This is a genomic window from Nocardioides eburneus, assembly GCF_040838215.1.
In the GTDB taxonomy this organism is placed as follows: domain Bacteria; phylum Actinomycetota; class Actinomycetes; order Propionibacteriales; family Nocardioidaceae; genus Nocardioides; species Nocardioides eburneus.
Genome location: NZ_JBFPJR010000015.1, coordinates 1 through 16,782, shown reverse-complemented (window position 1 = coordinate 16,782; position 16,782 = coordinate 1). Strand labels below are relative to the sequence as shown.

The window sequence follows — 16,782 nt, the reverse complement described above, 5'->3', positions numbered from 1 at the left end:
CGCCGGTCCCGAGGACGAGAATGAGGAGCCCATGACGAGCGTGCACGACTTCGAGGTCACGGCGGCGGACGGGGCGACGGTCCCGCTGAGCGGCTACGCGGGCAAGGTCCTACTGGTCGTCAATGTCGCGAGCAAGTGCGGCCTCACCCCGCAGTACGAAGGGCTGGAGGCGCTCTACCGCGCGGCCCGGGACCGTGGGCTCGAGGTCCTGGGCTTCCCGTGCAACCAGTTCAAGGGTCAGGAGCCCGGCACCGACGCCGAGATCCAGGAGTTCTGCAAGACGACGTACGACGTCAGCTTCCCGGTCTTCGCGAAGATCGACGTCAATGGGGCCGACGCGGCGCCGCTCTATGACTTCCTGCGCGCCGAGGCTCCGGGCGACTGGGGTCCGCAGTACGGCGTCTGGTACGACCGCCTCTCCGCGGTGACGCCCGCCGTCGAGCCGGGCGACGTGACGTGGAACTTCACGAAGTTCCTCGTCGGTCGGGACGGCGAGGTCATCAAGCGCTACGAGTCGCCCGTGACGCCGGAGGAGATCGAGGCCGACCTCGCGGCGTACCTCTGAGCGCTGCGGGCCCGCCGAGTCGGAGTCCGCTCAGTGAGTCGAGGGCTCGGTCTTGATCTCGCGGCGGTCGTCGGACCACAGCGTGTGGAAGACGCCGTCCTTGTCGATGCGGTGGTAGGTGTGGGCGCCGAAGAAGTCGCGTTGTCCCTGGATGAGCGAGGCCGGCAGGCGTTCGCTGGCGAGCGCGTCGAAGTAGGCGAGCGCTGAGGAGAACCCGGGCGCCGGGACGCCGGAGGCCGCCGCGATGCCGACGATCCGGCGCCAGGCGGCCTCGCCCTCGGCGACGGCGTCCGCGAAGTAGGGGTCCTCGAGCAGGGTCGCGAGGTCGGGATTGGTGGCATAGGCGTCGACGATCCGGTTGAGGAACTGCGCCCGGATGATGCAGCCCGCGCGCCAGATCTTCGCGATGGCGCCGAGGTCGAGCTCCCAGCCGTACTCCGTCGCGCCCGCCACGATCAGGTCGAAGCCCTGCGCATAGGCGACCACCTTGGAGGCGTAGAGAGCCGCGCGTACGTCGTCGGCGAACGTCTCCGGGACCGTCGGCGGCTCGGGGCGGGCGCCGGACGCCCGGCCCAGCACGCTGCGCTGGACCGCGGCGCGCTGCGCCGGCTTGGAGGAGACGGCGCGCGCGAAGACCGCCTCGCCGATGCCGGAGACCGGGATCCCGAGGCCGACGGCGTTCTGCACCGTCCAGACGCCGGTGCCCTTGGACCCGGCCTCGTCACGGATGACGTCGACCAGGGGCTTGCCGGTCTCGGCGTCGGTCTGGGAGAGCACCTCGGCGGTGATCTCGATGAGGTAGGACTGCAGGTCGCCGTCGTTCCAGGCCCGGAAGATCTCGACCAGCTCGTCGACGCTGTGCCCGCCCACCCGGCGGAGGAGGTCGTAGGCCTCCGCGATGAGCTGCATGTCGGCGTACTCGATGCCGTTGTGGACCATCTTCACGAAGTGGCCGGCGCCGTCGGTGCCGACATGGGTGACGCACGGCTCGCCGTCGGGGGCGATCGCGGCGATGCTGCGCAGGATCGGGCCGAGCGTCTCCCAGGCCTCGGCGGAGCCGCCGGGCATGATCGAGGGGCCGCGGAGCGCGCCCTCCTCGCCGCCGGAGATGCCGGTGCCGACGAAGTTCAGACCCTTCTCGCGCAGCTCGCGCTCGCGGCGGATCGTGTCGTGGAAGTTGGCGTTGCCGCCGTCGACGATGATGTCGCCCGGCTCGAAGCGCTCGGCCAGCTGCTCGATCACGGCGTCCGTGCCGCCCCCGGCCTGGACCATGATCACCGCCGTCCGCGGCCTGCTGAGCGAGGCGACGAAGTCGTCGATCGTCTCGGCTGCGAGGAACCCGCCCGAGACCGGCTCGGTGCCGTGCTCCTTGATCAACTCCTCGGTGCGCGCGTAGGTGCGGTTGTAGACCGCGACCGTGTTGCCCTCGCGGGACGCGAGGTTGCGGGCGAGGTTGGAGCCCATCACCGCGAGCCCCACCACGCCGATGTTCGCCTGGTTCTTGGTGGACATGGGGCCAGTCTTGCGCGCCTGTCCAGCCCCCGGTCCGGATCGGCGGCACGCTCAGCGCACCGGAACGACCAGTCGCGAGGGATGGGCGGCGTCGTCGTGGATGGTGACGACGCCGGCGGCGCCGCGGGCGAGCTGCGTGACGTTGGGCAGCAGGTGCGGAGCGTCGTACGACGCCACGGTGATCCGCAGCCGGTGGCCGGCGGCGATCTCGGCGCCGGTGGGGAAGATCTCGGTGTCGACCCGCATCACCTTCCCCGGTGTGACCGCCTGTTCGGCCGCGCGGGTGAAGGGGTGCCACGGCTGGAGGACCTCGCCGTCGCGCCGGACCGACTTCGAGGTGGTCTCGGCGCGGTGGCGCAGCGTCTGCCAGCCGGCGGTGAGACGGGTGACCGAGCCGTCGGGGGCGACGTCCTCGACGGTGACGGCGAGGAGACCGTCGGTGCCGGTGGTGGAGACGTAGAGCCGGGCGTTCATCGGCCCGAGCAGGTGGAGCGGCTTGGTGAGCGGGGCCGTCTGGTAGGACGCGCCGGTCAGGTCGTTGACGCGGTCGTCGTCGACGCAACCTGGGACCTGCGCGATCCCGGCGGTCCACTGCAGGGTGCTGCGCGAGCAGAGGCCCGAGACCGGGACGGGCGGCACGACACCCGCCCCGGCCGCGAGACCGGTCGGTGCGAGCGTGGTGCCGAGTCGCAGCGCCCGGGCCTGGACGTCGTTGCCCAGCCAGCCGCTGTCGGTGCGCCAGGAGTCGGACCCGAGCTCGCGGTAGGTGACCGGCTTGATCGAGGAGAGCTGCTGCCCGTCGTCGCCGCGGACGTAGTGGTCGAACCAGCGCAGCGCGAGCTCGTCGAGGCTGCCGAGACCGCTGCCGGCGAGGTCGGGACCGCTGGCGGCTTGGAGATGCGTCCAGGGCCCGATCAGCAGCCGCGAGGGCACCCCGTTGGCCCGCAGGCGCTGGTAGAGCATCGGCTCGCCACGCTGGAAGATGTCGTACTCCCCGCCGACCACGAAGGTCGGCACGTCCACCTTGTCGACCACGCTGAGCGGTGAGCGCACGCGGTAGAACGGGCCGTCGTACGCCGCATCGTCGCCCGTGAACGCGCCCGTCACCTCTGGGACCTGGAAGCCGAAGGCGCCGCCGGCGTGCTGCAGCAGGGTGAGGAGCGCGGCGTCGGGGGCGGTCGCCGCGGTGGCGGGCGGGACCAGCCCGGTGGCGGTCACCAGGCCGAGCCAGAGCGGGATGAAGCCGGCGTCGATCTGGCCGCCGGAGGCCACCACGTCGCGGTAGACATCGCCCGCCGGGACGATCGGGAAGATCGCCTTGAGGCCCTTCGGATGCTGCGCGGCGGTGAAGAACTGGTTGATCGCCATGTAGGAGGCGCCGTAGAGCCCCAGTCGGCCGTCGCTCCAGGGGCGGGCCCGCGACGTGGCCCAAGTGGCCAGCTCGAGGCCGTCGCGCTGCTCGCGGCTGCCGAACGAGTCCCACTGTCCCTGCGACGAGCCGGTGCCGCGCACGTCTGCCAGCACGTAGACGTAGCCGCGCTCGACCAGGTAGTTGTCACCCGCGAGCACCGAGCCGGTCGCCGCCTTGTTGTAGGGCGTCTGGGTGAGGATCACGGGGAAGCGACCCGTGGCCGGGGTGCCGTCGGCGTTCGCCGGACGGTAGACGTCGACGGCGAGCTTCACCCCGTCCGACATGGTGACCTCGACGTCGCGCTGGACGGCCACACCGTACGTCGCCGGGCGCGCCGTCCAGCGAGGAGAAGCCGTCGTCGCGATGTCGGTCGCAGCGCGGGCGGGCTGGGGGAGGACAAGTGCACCGAGCGGCAGCAGCAGCACGGTCAGGACGAGCGGGGCCAGACGTTTCACGAAAAGGCTCCTGCGTGATCGGGGTCACAGGGCCAACGAGATGCGGCAACTCGGAGTTACGCCGGCGCGCGGACGCGGCCCGGCTCCCGTGGGAGGCGGGCCGCGCCGGTGGGGCTCACGCGTTGATGTCGGACGGATGTGTCGCCAGCGGCGTCACGTGGATGTCCATGTAGGGGAAGAGCGGCAGTCCCGAGAGGATGCGGTGGAGCTCGTCGCCGTCGGCCACGTCGAAGATCGAGAAGTTGGAGTACTCCCCGACGATGCGCCAGATGTGCGGCCACGTGCCCTGTCGCTGCAGCTCCTGGGAGTACGCCTTCTCCTTGGCCACGGTCTCGGCCCGCACACCGGGGTCGAGGTCGTGGGGGATGTGGACGTCCATCCGCACGTGGAAGAGCACGCGTCAGGCCTCCGGGTCCAGGACGAAGCCGTACTCGACGAGCGAGGTGCCGTCGCCCTGCGGCTGCGGGTTGAGCATCAGCTCGGGCTTGACCGCCGAGGCGATGTCGTCCTCGTTGTGGACGTCGCCGGGGAAGTAGAGCTGGGCCGTGAGCAGCTGGTAGCCGGGGGCCGAGACCTTGACGTGGATGTGGGCGGGACGCCAGGCGTGCCAGCCGGCGGCGGCGATCAACTTGCCGCAGGCGCCGTCGGTCGGGATCTGGTACGGCGCCGGCTGGACGGTGTGGATCTCGAAGGAGCCGTCGGCGCCGACCGAGTTCGTGGCGCGCAGGTTCCACTCCGGCAGTCCGGGGGCGAACTGGCTGTAAAAGCCGTCGTCATCGGCGTGCCAGATCTCGACCTTGCCGTCGGGGAGCGGGGCACCGTCGGTGGAGGTGATCGTGCCCTTCCACACGAGCGGGGTGCCCTTCTCACCCTCGCGCATCGGGACGGTGCCGACGCCGTTCTTGTCGGCGACCTCGGGGGCGTCCGGGACGTAATAGGGCCCCTCGATGGTGCCCTTGTTGCCCTTGCGGTCCGCGGTGGCCACCTCCTCGACCACGTGCTCGACCCACACGTCGAGGAAGAGCGGCCACTCGCCGTCCTGCCCGACCTGGATCAGCCACGCCTTGAGGGCGTTGTACTCGTCGTACGTCACCTGCTCCTCGCGGATGGTGTCGTAGAGGGCCTCGAGGACGCGCCGGGCGAGCCGGTCGACGCGCTCCTTCGGGGTGTTCCTGACGGCCTCGTAGGGCGACTTGTCGGTGTGGAAGCGCTCGGTCGCCGAAGCACCGGAGGCGGCGGCGGTCGCGGTCTCGACCGCGGCGTCGGTGGTGGTCATGGTCATCTCCTTGTGGTTCTGCTGATTCCTGGTGCCCGGGGCTCTCGGGATCCCCGGGGAGGTTCTGGGTGATGCGTCGGTCGGGCGTCGGCTAGCCGTCGGTGCGGTAGCGCGCGAGCTTGTCGGGGTCGATCTCGATGCCGATGCCGGCCTGTGGCCGGAGCACGAGCTCGCCGTCCCGGATGTCGAGCGGTTCGGTGAGCAGGTCGTCGCTCATGTCCAAGAAGTTGGACAGCTCTCCGGCGCGCTGCGAGGTGAGCCGGTACGCCGCCCCGAACGCGACCGTGCAGGCGGTGCCGACCTGGCCGTCGATCTGGTTGCCCATGACGACCTCGAGGCCGAGCCCCTCGGCGAGGTGGTGCACCCGCTGGCTCTGGGTGAAGCCGGTGCGCGCGGTCTTGATCGAGATCGCCGTGGCCGAGCCGCCGAGCACCTCGCGGGTGACGTCGGCCGGGGTCGGGACGGACTCGTCGGCGATGAACGGGACGTCGAGCTGGCCGACCAGCCAGCGTCGGCCGAGCACGTCGTCGGCGGGGTTGAGCTCCTCGGCGAAGAGCAGGCCGAGGTCGGCCATCTCGCGCATCGCGCGGAGCGACTCGGAGGCGTTCCAGCCGCGGTTGCCGTCGACGTACAGCTCGACGGCGTCGCCGAACCGCTCCCGCAGCGCGCGGACGACGGCGGTGTCGAGGCTGACGGGGCGTCGGCCGACCTTCACCTTGAAGGTGCGGATGCCGTAGGTGTCGACCATCCGCTCGGCCTCGGCGACCATCGTCGCCGGCTCCTCGAAGCCGAGCATGTGGGAGACGCGCATCCGGTCGGTGTAGCCGCCGAGCAGCTCGCTCACCGGCAGGTCGAGCGTCTTGCCGAGGGCGTCCCACATCGCCATGTCGATGGCCGCCTTGGCGGTCGGGTTGCCGATCGTGCGGCCCAGGCGCGCCTGGACGACCTCGCGCTCGAGGAGGGTCAGGCCGGTGACCTGTGGACCGAAGATCTGGTCGATGACGGCGACGATCCCCGCCTGGGTCTCGCCGTAGGTGAACGGCCGCGGCGGCGCCTCGGCGACGCCCACCACGCCGTCGTCGGTGTGGACCCGGACGAGCACGTGCTCGGCCGTGTGGACCTCACCGCTGGCGAAGCGGAGGGGCTTGACGTAGGGGATGGCGAAGGGGATCGCCTCCACCTTCGTGATCTTCATCGGAGGCCTCGCTCGGGGAAGTCGGTGGGCAGGGCGGCGGCGAGCGCGTGGGGGACGCGGCCGAGGAGGGAGGACGCAGCGAGCACGCCGACGACGGCGTCGACGACCGGGCTGTCGTCGTCGTGGCGGCGGCCCAGGGCGAGCTCGACCGTGCCGGCGTCGAGCAGGTCGCGGAAGACCACGCCCTCGAGGGGGAGGGAGCGTACGCCGGCGGGCACGATCGAGACGCCGAGACCAGCGGCGACCAGGGCGAGGAGCACCGCGGTCCCGGGCGCCTCGTGCTCACGGTGGGGCATGAACCCGGCCGTGCGGCAGCTGCGCAGGACGGCCTCGTTGACCGCCGAGTCGCGCATCCCGTAGACGATGAACGGCTCGCTGCGCAGGTCGGCCATCGAGATGACCGGTTCGGCAACGAGGCGATGGTCGGTCGGCAGGGCCAGCACCAGCGGCTCGACCTCGATGGTCCGCAGGTCGATGCCGTCGCCGGTCAGCGGCGGACGGAGGATCCCGAGGTCGAGCACGCCGTTGCGGAGCCCGTCGCACTGGGCGGGGGTGAGCAGGTCGGCGTGGATCTCCAGGGCGACGCCGGGCAGCTCGCGCTTCACGACCCGCGCGATGTGGGGCAGGTGGGAGAAGGCGGCCGTGCCGGTCAGCCCGAGGCGCAGCAGGCCGTGGCGGCCGGCCGCGATCCGTCGTACGCCTCGGACGCTGTCGTCGACCGCGGCGAGCACGCGGGCCGCCTCCGCCTGGAGGAACTCGCCGGCGGGGGTGAGCGCGACCTGGCGCGTCGTCCGGGTGAAGAGCGTGACGTCGAGCTCGGTCTCGAGCTGGCGGATCGCCTGGGAGAGCGCGGGCTGCGCGATGTGGAGCCGCTCCGCCGCCTGCCCGAAGTGGCAGGTCTCGGCGACGGCCGCGAAATAGCGCAGGTGGCGCAACTCCATGGGGCGTCCTTTCATCCTCCGCGCGACGGTCCGTCGGTGTGACGGTCGCCACGTGACGACTGCCACGCTAGGACCGGTGATCTATCAAGGACAAGGACGCGTTTGCGCATGATTGATAAGCGGTGACGATCAAAGGGTGCCTAGGTCGGGACTAGGTATTGCCCGGGTGTGACGACCGCCACGCAGTGTCAAGGTCGAGGGACCACGACTTGCTGGAGGCAGATCATGACCGCAACCTCGGAGCGCCCCACGACTCCTCGGAGCCTGGGTGGCCCGGCGACGGACACCTTCGACCACCTCGAGACGGTGCTCGCCGATGCCGTCGTCGACGACCGGGAGGCCGGTGTCTTCCGGGCCAACCGTCGGATCTTCACCGACGAGGAGATCTTCGAGCTCGAGATGAAGCACATCTTCGAGGGCAACTGGATCTACCTCGCCCACGAGAGCCAGCTGCCGAAGCCGGGCGACTACTTCACGACGTACATGGGCCGGCAGCCCGTCGTGATCACCCGCGACAAGGACGGCGAGCTTCATCTGCTCATCAACGCCTGCGCCCACCGCGGCGCGATGATCTGCCGCAAGAAGACCGACAACCGTACGACGCTGACCTGTCCCTTCCACGGCTGGACCTTCCGCAACGACGGCACGCTTCTCAAGGTCAAGGACCCTGAGGGCGCGGGCTACCCGGCGACGTTCAACGTCGACGGCTCCCACAACATGACGAAGGTCGAGCGGTTCGCCAGCTACCGCGGGTTCCTCTTCGGAAGCCTCAACCCCGACGTCGTGCCGCTGGAGGAGCACCTCGGCGACACGACGAAGGTGATCGACATGCTCGTCGACCAGTCGCCCGACGGCCTCGAGGTGCTGCGCGGCGCGTCGACGTACACCTATGACGGGAACTGGAAGGTCCAGGCGGAGAACGGCGCTGACGGCTACCACGTGACGGCCACGCACTGGAACTACGCCGCCACGACGTCGCGCCGCAACACCGGTGAGTCGAAGAACGAGACCAAGACCCTCGACGCCGGTCAGTGGGGCAAGTCGGGCGGCGGCTACTGGTCCTACCCGAACGGCCACCTGTGCCTGTGGACCTGGGCCGGCAATCCACAGGACCGACCGCTCTGGGACCGGATGGACGAGCTCAAGGCGACGTTCGGGGATGCCAAGGGGGAGTTCATGGTCAAGGGCTCCCGCAACCTGTGCCTCTACCCGAACGTCTACCTGATGGACCAGTTCTCGACGCAGATCCGGCACTTCCGCCCGATCGCGCCGGACAAGACCGAGGTCACGATCTACTGCATCGCCCCGAAGGGTGAGAGCAAGCAGGCCCGGGCCTGGCGGATCCGGCAGTACGAGGACTTCTTCAACGCCTCCGGCATGGCGACCCCCGACGACTTGGAGGAGTTCCGCTCCTGCCAGCTCACCTTCCGCGCGACCAACGCCCCATGGAACGACATGAGCCGCGGCGCCGAGCACTGGCTCACCGGTCCGGACCCGGTCGCGACGGCGCTCGGCATGGACGGAGTCATCTCCGCCGGCGTCAAGAACGAGGACGAGGGGCTCTACCCCGTCCAGCACGGCTACTGGCTGGAGACGATGCGCGCAGCGGTGGCGAAGGAGGAGGCGGCCTTTCAGAACCGCCACGCGAACGGGACGGAGCGCTGAGATGACCATCGCGCAGAGCACCAGCATGGGTACGCCGTCGGCGGCCGACGCGGGCAGCACGCTGATCACCCAGAACTCGATCGAGCAGTTCCTCTACCGCGAGGCGCGCTACCTCGACGACCGAGAGTTCGAGAATTGGCTCGGCTGCTACGCCGACGACGTCGTCTACTGGATGCCTGCGTGGGACGACACCGACCGGCTCACCGAGGACCCGCAGAGCGAGATCTCGCTGATCTACTACCCCAACAAGGGCGGTCTGGAGGACCGGGTCTTCCGAATCCGGACCGAGCGCTCCTCGGCGACCTCGATCCCGGAGCCCCGGACGTCGCACAACATCAGCAACGTCGAGGTGATCGAGCGGCGCGGCGACGTGGTCGACGTGCGCTTCAACTGGCACACGATGTATTTCCGCTATCACACCGTCGACCCCTACTACGGGACGTCGTTCTACACGATCGACTTCTCCGGCGAGCAGCCGTTGATCCGGCGCAAGACCGTTGTGCTCAAGAACGACTACATCCACCACGTGGTGGACGTCTACCACTTCTGAGGTGGGGTCATGACTGCACTGGAGAGCGAGCCCGGCACCGAGGCGACCACCGGCGCGGACACCCATTCGGTGGCGCTCGCCTTCGAGGACGGGGTCACCCGCTTCATCACCTGTCGCGAGGACCAGACCGTCGCCGACGCGTCGTACCGTCAACGGATCAACATCCCGCTGGACTGTCGCGACGGCGCCTGCGGCACGTGCAAGGCGTTCTGCGAGTCGGGGGACTACGAGCACGGCGTCTATATCGACGACGCGCTGTCGGAGGCGGAGGCGTCGGAGGGCTATGTGCTGCCGTGCCAGCTGCGGCCGCACACCGACCTCGTGCTCCAGATCGCGAGCACGTCGGCGGTCGCGAAGACGCGGGCGGCGACGTACGCCGGCACCGTCGTGGAGCTCGAGCGGGTGTCGCCGACGACGGTCAGGCTCGGGATCGAGATCCCGAACCGCGGAGAGCTGGCGTTCCTGCCGGGGCAGTACGTCAACATCGCCGTCCCCGGGACCGACGTGACGCGCTCCTACTCGTTCAGCAACGCGCCGCACGAGGAGCGGCTGACGTTCCTCGTCAAGCTGACCCCCGGCGGGGCGATGTCGACCTGGCTGACCGAGCGCGCCCGGGTCGGCGACGAGGTGTCGTTCACCGGGCCCAACGGCTCGTTCTTCCTGCGCGAGACCGAGCGGCCGGTCCTGCTGCTCGCCGGGGGCACCGGGCTCGCGCCGATCCTGGCGATGCTGCGGAAGCTGCAGGCGGACGGGTCCGACCGCCGTGCCCACCTCGTCTACGGCGTCAGCACCGACGACGACCTGTGCGGCCTGGAGGACCTCGAGGCGCTCGCCGCGGAGCTGCCGGGCCTCACCTGGGACTACTGCGTCTCCGACCCGGCCAGCTCGGCGCCCCACCGGGGCTACGTGATGAGCCTGATCGAGCGCGAGCATCTGCACGAGGGTGACGTCGCGATCTACCTCTGCGGTCCGCCGCCGATGGTCGAGGCGGTGCGCGGCCACGTCGCCGGCATCGGCGTCGAGCCGACCGGCTTCTACTACGAGAAGTTCGCCCTCGCCGCGGCCCCACCCGCCGAGGAGTCACCCGTTCCCGCCGAGGAGTCGCCTGATCTCGCCGAGAAGTCACCCCTTCCGCGCGAGAGGTCACTCCTTCCGGCCGAGGCGTCGGTGGTTCCGGCCGCGGAGTCGGTCGTCCTCGAGCTCCATGCCGAGGCGCGCGGGATCGCCGGCCAGGAGGTGCTGCCGGCAGCCGACATCGCGCCGTGGGACGGCGCGGTCGCGGTGGGAGACGAGTCCGACGTCGTACGCCGTGTGGCCGGCCAGTTCATCGGCGTGCCGGGCACGAGCGGGGGCGAGCCCGGCACGCTGGAGGCCGGTGAGGAGCTACTTCCGGCCGGGTCTGCCCGGGCGATCGCGGGGCAGCAGGTGTTCGCCTCCCAGCTCGGTGACCTCTCGGCGGGAACGAGTGACCTCTCGCGCGGAACGAGTGACGCCTCGGCGGGAACGGGCGACGTCTCGGCGGTGGCGCCGGACGGCTACCAGATCGGCGAGGAGCACCCCGACGTCCGCTCCAGCGACGCGATCTTCGAGGCCCGGGAGGCGCTGGAGCTGGGCGCCCTGGAGCTGACCATCGGGCGGATGACGTCGCAGCAGTTGGCCGGCTACCGCCTGCTGGCCGAGTCGACCGTGCCGTACGTCGTCGGCGACAGGTTCACGGACGCGGCGGGCTACACCGAGACCAACGCGGCGTTCCACGACTACCTCTTCGCGCAGACCCGCAACGACCACCTGCTCCAGGCCTACCAGGCGTTGGGGGTGAAGGGCCGGATGGAGGAGGTGCTGCGCCATGCGACCTGGTGCCACCCGCTGTGCGCGCAGGACCACCTCGACATCGTCACCGCCTTCGAGGCGGGCGACCGCGAGGCGGCCCGGGCGCTGATCGTCGCGCACGCCGAGCGCTCGAAGGAGACGATGCGGCGGGCGATGTCGGACACGATGGCGGCGAAGCGCCCGCGGTTCGTGACGCCGGGCCGCTTCGACCAGTTGGTGGTCGTCGTGACGGGCGCCGCGCAGGGCATCGGTGCCCAGGTCGCGCGCCGGATCAGCGCCGAGGGCGGGCTGCTCGTGTTGGCCGACCGCTCCGAGCTGGTCACGGAGCTGGCCGACGAGCTCACCGCCCACGGCCCGAAGGCACTCGCCGTGACCGCCGATCTCGAGCACTACGAAGGCGCGACCTCGATCGTCAGCCAGGCGCTCGCTCGCTTCGGCCGCGTCGACGTGCTGGTCAACAACGTGGGCGGCGCGATCAACTTCAAGCCGTTCACCGAGTTCACCGACGCCGAGATCCGCGCCGAGGTCGATCGTTCCCTGATGACCACGCTCTACGCCTGCCGGGCGGTGTTGCCGGGCATGGTCGAGCGCGGCGCGGGCGTGATCGTCAACGTCTCCTCCGCGGCGACGCGCGGCATCCACCGGATCCCCTACTCCGCGGCGAAGGGCGGCATCAACGCCATCACCGCCTCCCTCGCCATGGAGTACGCCGACGCCGGCATCCGCGTGGTCGCGACCGCCCCGGGCGGCACCGAGGCGCCGCCGCGCCGCATCTCGCGCGGCACGCCGGAGCCGCGCACCGAGCAGGAGAAGGCGTGGTTCCAGGCCCACATCGACCAGACCGTCGACTCGGCGCTGCTCCACCGCTACGGCACGCTCGACGAGCAGGCAGCGGCGATCTGCTTCCTGGCGTCCGAGGAGGCCAGCTACATCACCGGCACGGTCCTGCCCGTGGCCGGCGGTGACCTCGGTTGAGCGAGGGATGCGGGCGCTGGAGGGATCGGATGGGAGTCGGACGACGTGACCCTCGTTAGGGTGTGAGGGTGCTCATCCCCATGGCCGGGTGCGTCGGGAGGGACGGCGAGCTGGGCGAGCTGGAGCGACGACTCGCGCAGACCACCGGGTCGGGGGCCGACCTCGTGCTGCTCACCGGCGAGCCCGGCATCGGGAAGAGCGCGCTGCTGCGCCGGCTCGCCGACCGATGCGCCGGTGCGGCGCTCTTCGCGCGGGCCGCGAGCTGGGAGTCGACGACTCCCGGGTCGCTGCTGCGGCAGCTCCTGCAGGCCGACGTATCCGACGACCCGGTGGCGGCCGCGGACCAGCTCGTCGGGCGCCTTCCGTCCCGGCCGGCGCTGGTCGCCGTGGACGATGCCGGGGAGGCCGACCCGGTCTCGCTGCACGCGCTCTCGTCCGCCGTACGACGGCACCGTCACGCCCCGCTGCTGGTCGTGGCGGCCGGCCGCCACCTGCCCTCCGAGCTGGTCCGGCTCGCCTCGGACGAGCTGAGACTCGAGGGCCTGGACGCGGCGGCCACGGCCGAGCTCGCGGCGCTGCGTGGGCGCGTCCTCCACCCGACGATGGCCGGGGTCCTGGCCCGGCACACCGGCGGCAACCCGCGAGACGCCCTCGCTCTGCTCGACGAGGTCCCGGCCGCCGTCTGGTCGCGGCCGGACTCACGCCTGCCCGCCCCGGCGCATGTCCTCGTCGACGTCGCGTCCCGGGTCGCGCGGTGCAGCCCCGAGACGTGCGCGCTCGTGGAGGCGCTCGCCATCCTCGAGGACGGCCATCCGCTCGGCGACGTCGCGCGTCTCGCCGGGCTCGAGGACCCCCTCTCCGCCCTCGACGAGGCCGATCGCGCCGGGCTGCTGGCGCCGTGGTTCGAGCAACACCCGCGACTGCGGGACGCCCTGGTGCGGGCCGCCGTCGTGGACCGCATGGGCGTACGCCGGGCCGCGACGGCGCACCGCAAGGCCGCCGAGGTCGTCACCGATCCGGTGCAACGGCTCGGCCACCTCGTCGCGGCCACCCCGACGCCCGACGGCGCGCTGGCTGACGAGCTCGACCGCCAGGCCCGGGCGCGAGGCGCCGAGGGGGCATGGGCCGAGGCCGCGACGCTGTTCCGCGACGCCAGTCGTCTCACCGCCGACCCGCTGCTGCACGACGAGCGGCTGACCCGCTCGGTCGACGCCCGGATCGCGGCCGGTGACTGCGTCGGCGCGGCCGCCATGGTGCCGGCCGTCGAGAGCCTCCGCGAGACACCGCTGCGCGACGTCACCCTCGCCTACCTCGCGATCCTCCGTGGCCGGGCGGCCGAGGCCGACGTACGGCTGCGCAGGGCGTGGGAGATCGTCAACCTCGAGCGCGACCCGGAGACCGCGGCGCTCATCGCGCAGCGGTTCGTGCTCCACGCGCTCGTGCAGTGTCGCGGCTCCGAGCTGGTCCGCTGGGCGGACAAGGCGATCGAGTTGGGCGGCAGGGAGTCGCACGCCGGCCTCGAGGCGGCCGCCATCCGTGGTCTCGGGATGGCCGGCTCCGGCCGGCGCGCGGAGGCCGTGGCGGCGTACGCCGACGTCGCAGCGCGCGTCCCGCACGGAGCCCAGGCGCAGCGGGTCAGGATGGGCCGCGGCTGGCTGCAGGTGATCGAGGACGACGTCGACGGCGCGCGCACCAGCCTCGAAGCAGCGGTGTCGATGGCCTTCCTCGGCGGGTCGGCGCGGATCTCGCTGTGGGCGCTCGGCTGGCTCGCCCGCGTCCAGTTCCTCACCGGTGACTGGGACACGGCGCTCGCGACCGTCGAGCAGGGCCGCCGACTCGCCGCGGAGAGCGGGATCGTCCTCGCCGATCCGCTGCTCGCCTGGACCGCGACCCAGATCCAGGCGCTGCGCGGAGACTGGACCGAGGCGGTCGCCGCCGTACGCGCGGCGGAGTCGGTCACGCAGGGCTATCCGATGATGCGGGTTCCGACGCTGCTCGCCCGGGCCCAGATCGCCGAGGCGGAGGCGGACTACGCCCGCGTGCGTCGTACGCTCGAGCCTCTCGTCGCGATGGCGCCCGGCACGACCCTCGACGAGCCCGGCTTCTGGCCGTGGGTCGACGTGCTGGCCAACGCGCTCGTCGTCGAGGGTCGGTACGCCGCGGCCGATGCGCTCCTCCAGCCCCACGAGCAGCGGGCGACCGAGCGGGACCACCGCTCGACACGGGCACGCCTCGGCTACGCCCGTGGCCGGCTCCTCGGTGCCACCGGGGACCTTCCGGCCGCCCGGCGGGTCTTCGAGGAGTCGCTCGCACTCCTCGACGGGACCTCGCTGCGCCACGACCTCGCCCGGGTCCACTTCGCCTACGGCCAGACGCTGCGCCGGGCCGGGAAGCGCCGCGAGGCCGACGAGATGCTCACCGCGGCGCGCGAGCTCTATCTCGGCCTCGGCGCGACGACGTACGTCGAACGCTGCGACCGGGAGCTCAAGGCCGGCGGTGTCCACGGGGAACGCGCGGGCCGCGCCCCCGACGCCCTGACACCGCAGGAGGAGCAGGTCGCCGACCTGGTCGCCTCCGGCCTGGCCAACAAGGAGGTCGCCGCGCGGCTCTACGTCTCACCGAAGACCGTGCAATACCACCTCACCCGGATCTACACGAAGCTCGGCGTCCGCTCCCGGACCGAGCTCGCTGCCCACCGCCAGTCCTCTCTCCCGGAGTCTGATTGATGAGTGTCGACGACCTGACCGCCCGTGAGCTCTCTGACGCGGTGGCGGCTCAGCGCACGCTGCGCGCCGACCTCGGTCGCCACGAGCTGCTCAACGGTCTGATCGGCTTCTTGTTCTCGGCCACCGGCCCGGTCGCGGTGATTCTCGCCGTCGGGCGCTCGGCCGGGCTCGAGCCGAAGGTGGTCGCCTCCTGGGTGGCGGGCGTCTTCGTGCTGAACGGCTTGCTCACGATCGTCACGTCGCTCGTGACGCGTCAGCCACTGGCGTTCTTCTGGACCATCCCCGGCACGGTGGTGGTCGGGCAGGCGATGTCCGCGGGCACGACCTGGCCGGAGGTGGTCGGCGGCTTCATCATGGCGGCCGTGCTCATGGTCCTGCTCTCGCTGAGTGGACAGGTGGAGCGGGTCATGCGGCTGCTCCCGATGCCGGTCGTCATGGCGATGGTGGCCGGGGTGTTCCTCCACTTCGGTACCGACCTCGTGGAGGCCATCAACCACGACGTCGCGCTCGCGGGGGCGATGGTCGGCGCCTTCGTCGCGGTCAGCGCTCTGCCCACCCTGGCCCGGTGGGTGCCGCCGGTGCTGGCGGCGCTGGTGGTCGGCGTCGTCGTCGTCCTCGGCCGGGGCTCGCCGGTCCATGCCTCCGGGCGCTGGCTGGTCGAGCCGGCCTGGCAGGCGCCGGTCTTCCACGTGCCGGTGTTCGTCGAGCTCGCGGTCCCGCTCGTCATCACCGTCATCGTGGTGCAGAACGGCCAGGGCATGGCGGTCCTGCAGGCCGCCGGCCACCGGCCGCCGATGGACCGCATCACCTTCGCCTGTGGCGTGGCCTCGCTCGTCGCCGCTCCGCTCGGTGCCGCCTCGACCTGCCTGGCCGGTCCGACCAACGCGCTGGTCACGGCGTCGGGGGACCGGCGACGGCATTACGCCGCCGCGGTGACCTGTGGTGCGTTGGCCATCTCGTTCGGGCTCTTCGCCCCAGGAATGGTCCGGATCATCACCACGATGCCTGGCGCTTTCGTCGCCGCCCTCGGCGGCCTCGCCATGCTCAAGGCGCTCCAGGGCGCCTTCCTCACCGGCTTCTCCGGACCGTTCGCGACCGGCGCACTCGTCACGTTCCTCGTCACTGTCTCGGACGTCACCGTGCTCCACATCGGCTCGGCGTTCTGGGGTCTCGTGGCCGGTGTCGTCGCGTGCGCCCTGCTCGACGCCGAGAAGCTGGTCGAGCGGCGCCCGGCGTGAACGCCGAGAGGTCACCCGGCCGGAGCCGGGTGACCTCTCGAACTCAATGACTGACGTCTCGCGTGGAAGCGGTGACTTCTCGCGGAATCAGTGACCTCTCGGCGACTCAGACGGCGGCGGCGGTCTTGTCGATGACCGGGCCGCCGGTCGCGGTGGCCACGTCGTCGTACGAGACGCCGGGGGCGAGCTCGACGAGCTCGAAGTGCGTGCCCGCGACATCGAGGACCGCGAGATCGGTGATGACCCGCTTCACGATCCCGCTGCCGGTGAGCGGCAGGGCGCACTCGGTGAGCAGCTTGTGCTCGCCCTTCTTGGTGACGTGCTCCATGAGCACGATGACCCGGCCGGCGCCGGAGACGAGGTCCATCGCGCCGCCCATGCCCTTGACCATGGCGCCCGGGATCATCCAGTTGGCGATGTCGCCGTTGACCGCGACCTGCATC

Annotated in this window: 13 protein-coding genes; 6 read left to right on the top strand and 7 right to left on the bottom strand. The window is 71.3% G+C overall.

Translation table 11 applies throughout. The features are described 5' to 3' along the window. Positions 1–31: 31 nt before the first annotated feature. Positions 32–565 carry a glutathione peroxidase gene (locus AB3X52_RS10225; RefSeq protein WP_367993903.1) on the top strand — a complete coding sequence of 178 codons (534 nt, stop codon included), beginning with the start codon at positions 32–34 and terminating at the stop codon, positions 563–565. Between the two features lie 30 nt (positions 566–595). On the opposite strand, the gene gnd is transcribed toward AB3X52_RS10225, so the two are convergent. The 6 genes from gnd to AB3X52_RS10195 form a co-directional block, all read right to left on the bottom strand. Continuing rightward, positions 596–2,077: an NADP-dependent phosphogluconate dehydrogenase gene (gnd, locus tag AB3X52_RS10220; protein WP_367993901.1), complete on the bottom strand. Its 1,482-nt coding sequence runs from the start codon at positions 2,075–2,077 to the stop codon at positions 596–598. A gap of 51 nt (positions 2,078–2,128) precedes the next feature. Then, positions 2,129–3,943: a CocE/NonD family hydrolase gene (locus AB3X52_RS10215; protein ID WP_367993899.1), complete on the bottom strand. Its 1,815-nt coding sequence runs from the start codon at positions 3,941–3,943 to the stop codon at positions 2,129–2,131. Between the two features lie 115 nt (positions 3,944–4,058). Then, positions 4,059–4,340, bottom strand: coding sequence for a muconolactone Delta-isomerase (gene catC / locus AB3X52_RS10210; RefSeq protein ID WP_367993897.1), 282 nt, complete (start codon positions 4,338–4,340; stop codon positions 4,059–4,061). A gap of 3 nt (positions 4,341–4,343) precedes the next feature. Next, a complete protein-coding gene (gene catA / locus AB3X52_RS10205) occupies positions 4,344–5,219 on the bottom strand; it encodes a catechol 1,2-dioxygenase (RefSeq protein ID WP_367993895.1) in 876 nt (291 codons plus the stop codon). A 91-nt stretch (positions 5,220–5,310) separates the two neighbouring features. Continuing rightward, complete coding sequence (locus AB3X52_RS10200; RefSeq protein WP_367993893.1) at positions 5,311–6,414, bottom strand: mandelate racemase/muconate lactonizing enzyme family protein; 1,104 nt, start codon at positions 6,412–6,414, stop codon at positions 5,311–5,313. Continuing rightward, on the bottom strand, positions 6,411–7,355 hold the full coding sequence (locus tag AB3X52_RS10195; protein ID WP_367993891.1) for a LysR substrate-binding domain-containing protein: 945 nt from the start codon (positions 7,353–7,355) through the stop codon (positions 6,411–6,413). The genes AB3X52_RS10200 and AB3X52_RS10195 overlap by 4 nt, the downstream gene beginning before the upstream one ends. Positions 7,356–7,580: 225 nt before the next feature. On the opposite strand from AB3X52_RS10195, the gene benA reads away from it, so the two are divergent. The 5 genes from benA (at position 7,581) to AB3X52_RS10170 (ending at position 16,339) form a co-directional block, all read left to right on the top strand. After that, positions 7,581–9,020, top strand: a complete 1,440-nt coding sequence (benA, locus tag AB3X52_RS10190) for a benzoate 1,2-dioxygenase large subunit (RefSeq protein ID WP_367993889.1) — start codon at positions 7,581–7,583, stop codon at positions 9,018–9,020. A gap of 1 nt (position 9,021) precedes the next feature. Further along, a complete protein-coding gene (gene benB / locus AB3X52_RS10185) occupies positions 9,022–9,570 on the top strand; it encodes a benzoate 1,2-dioxygenase small subunit (protein WP_437440544.1) in 549 nt (182 codons plus the stop codon). A gap of 9 nt (positions 9,571–9,579) precedes the next feature. Then, on the top strand, positions 9,580–12,375 hold the full coding sequence (gene benC / locus AB3X52_RS10180; RefSeq protein WP_367993887.1) for a benzoate 1,2-dioxygenase electron transfer component BenC: 2,796 nt from the start codon (positions 9,580–9,582) through the stop codon (positions 12,373–12,375). A gap of 68 nt (positions 12,376–12,443) precedes the next feature. Continuing rightward, positions 12,444–15,101: a LuxR C-terminal-related transcriptional regulator gene (locus AB3X52_RS10175; RefSeq protein WP_367993885.1), complete on the top strand. Its 2,658-nt coding sequence runs from the start codon at positions 12,444–12,446 to the stop codon at positions 15,099–15,101. Beyond that, the gene (locus AB3X52_RS10170; protein ID WP_367993883.1) at positions 15,101–16,339 is read left to right on the top strand and encodes a benzoate/H(+) symporter BenE family transporter; all 1,239 of its coding nucleotides are present in this window, start codon (positions 15,101–15,103) and stop codon (positions 16,337–16,339) included. Before AB3X52_RS10175 ends, AB3X52_RS10170 begins: the two co-directional genes overlap by 1 nt. 106 nt (positions 16,340–16,445) lie before the next feature. Here the strand turns inward: AB3X52_RS10170 and AB3X52_RS10165 are convergent. After that, on the bottom strand, positions 16,446–16,782 hold a 337-nt coding region (locus AB3X52_RS10165; protein WP_367993881.1), incomplete at its 5' end, for a CoA-transferase.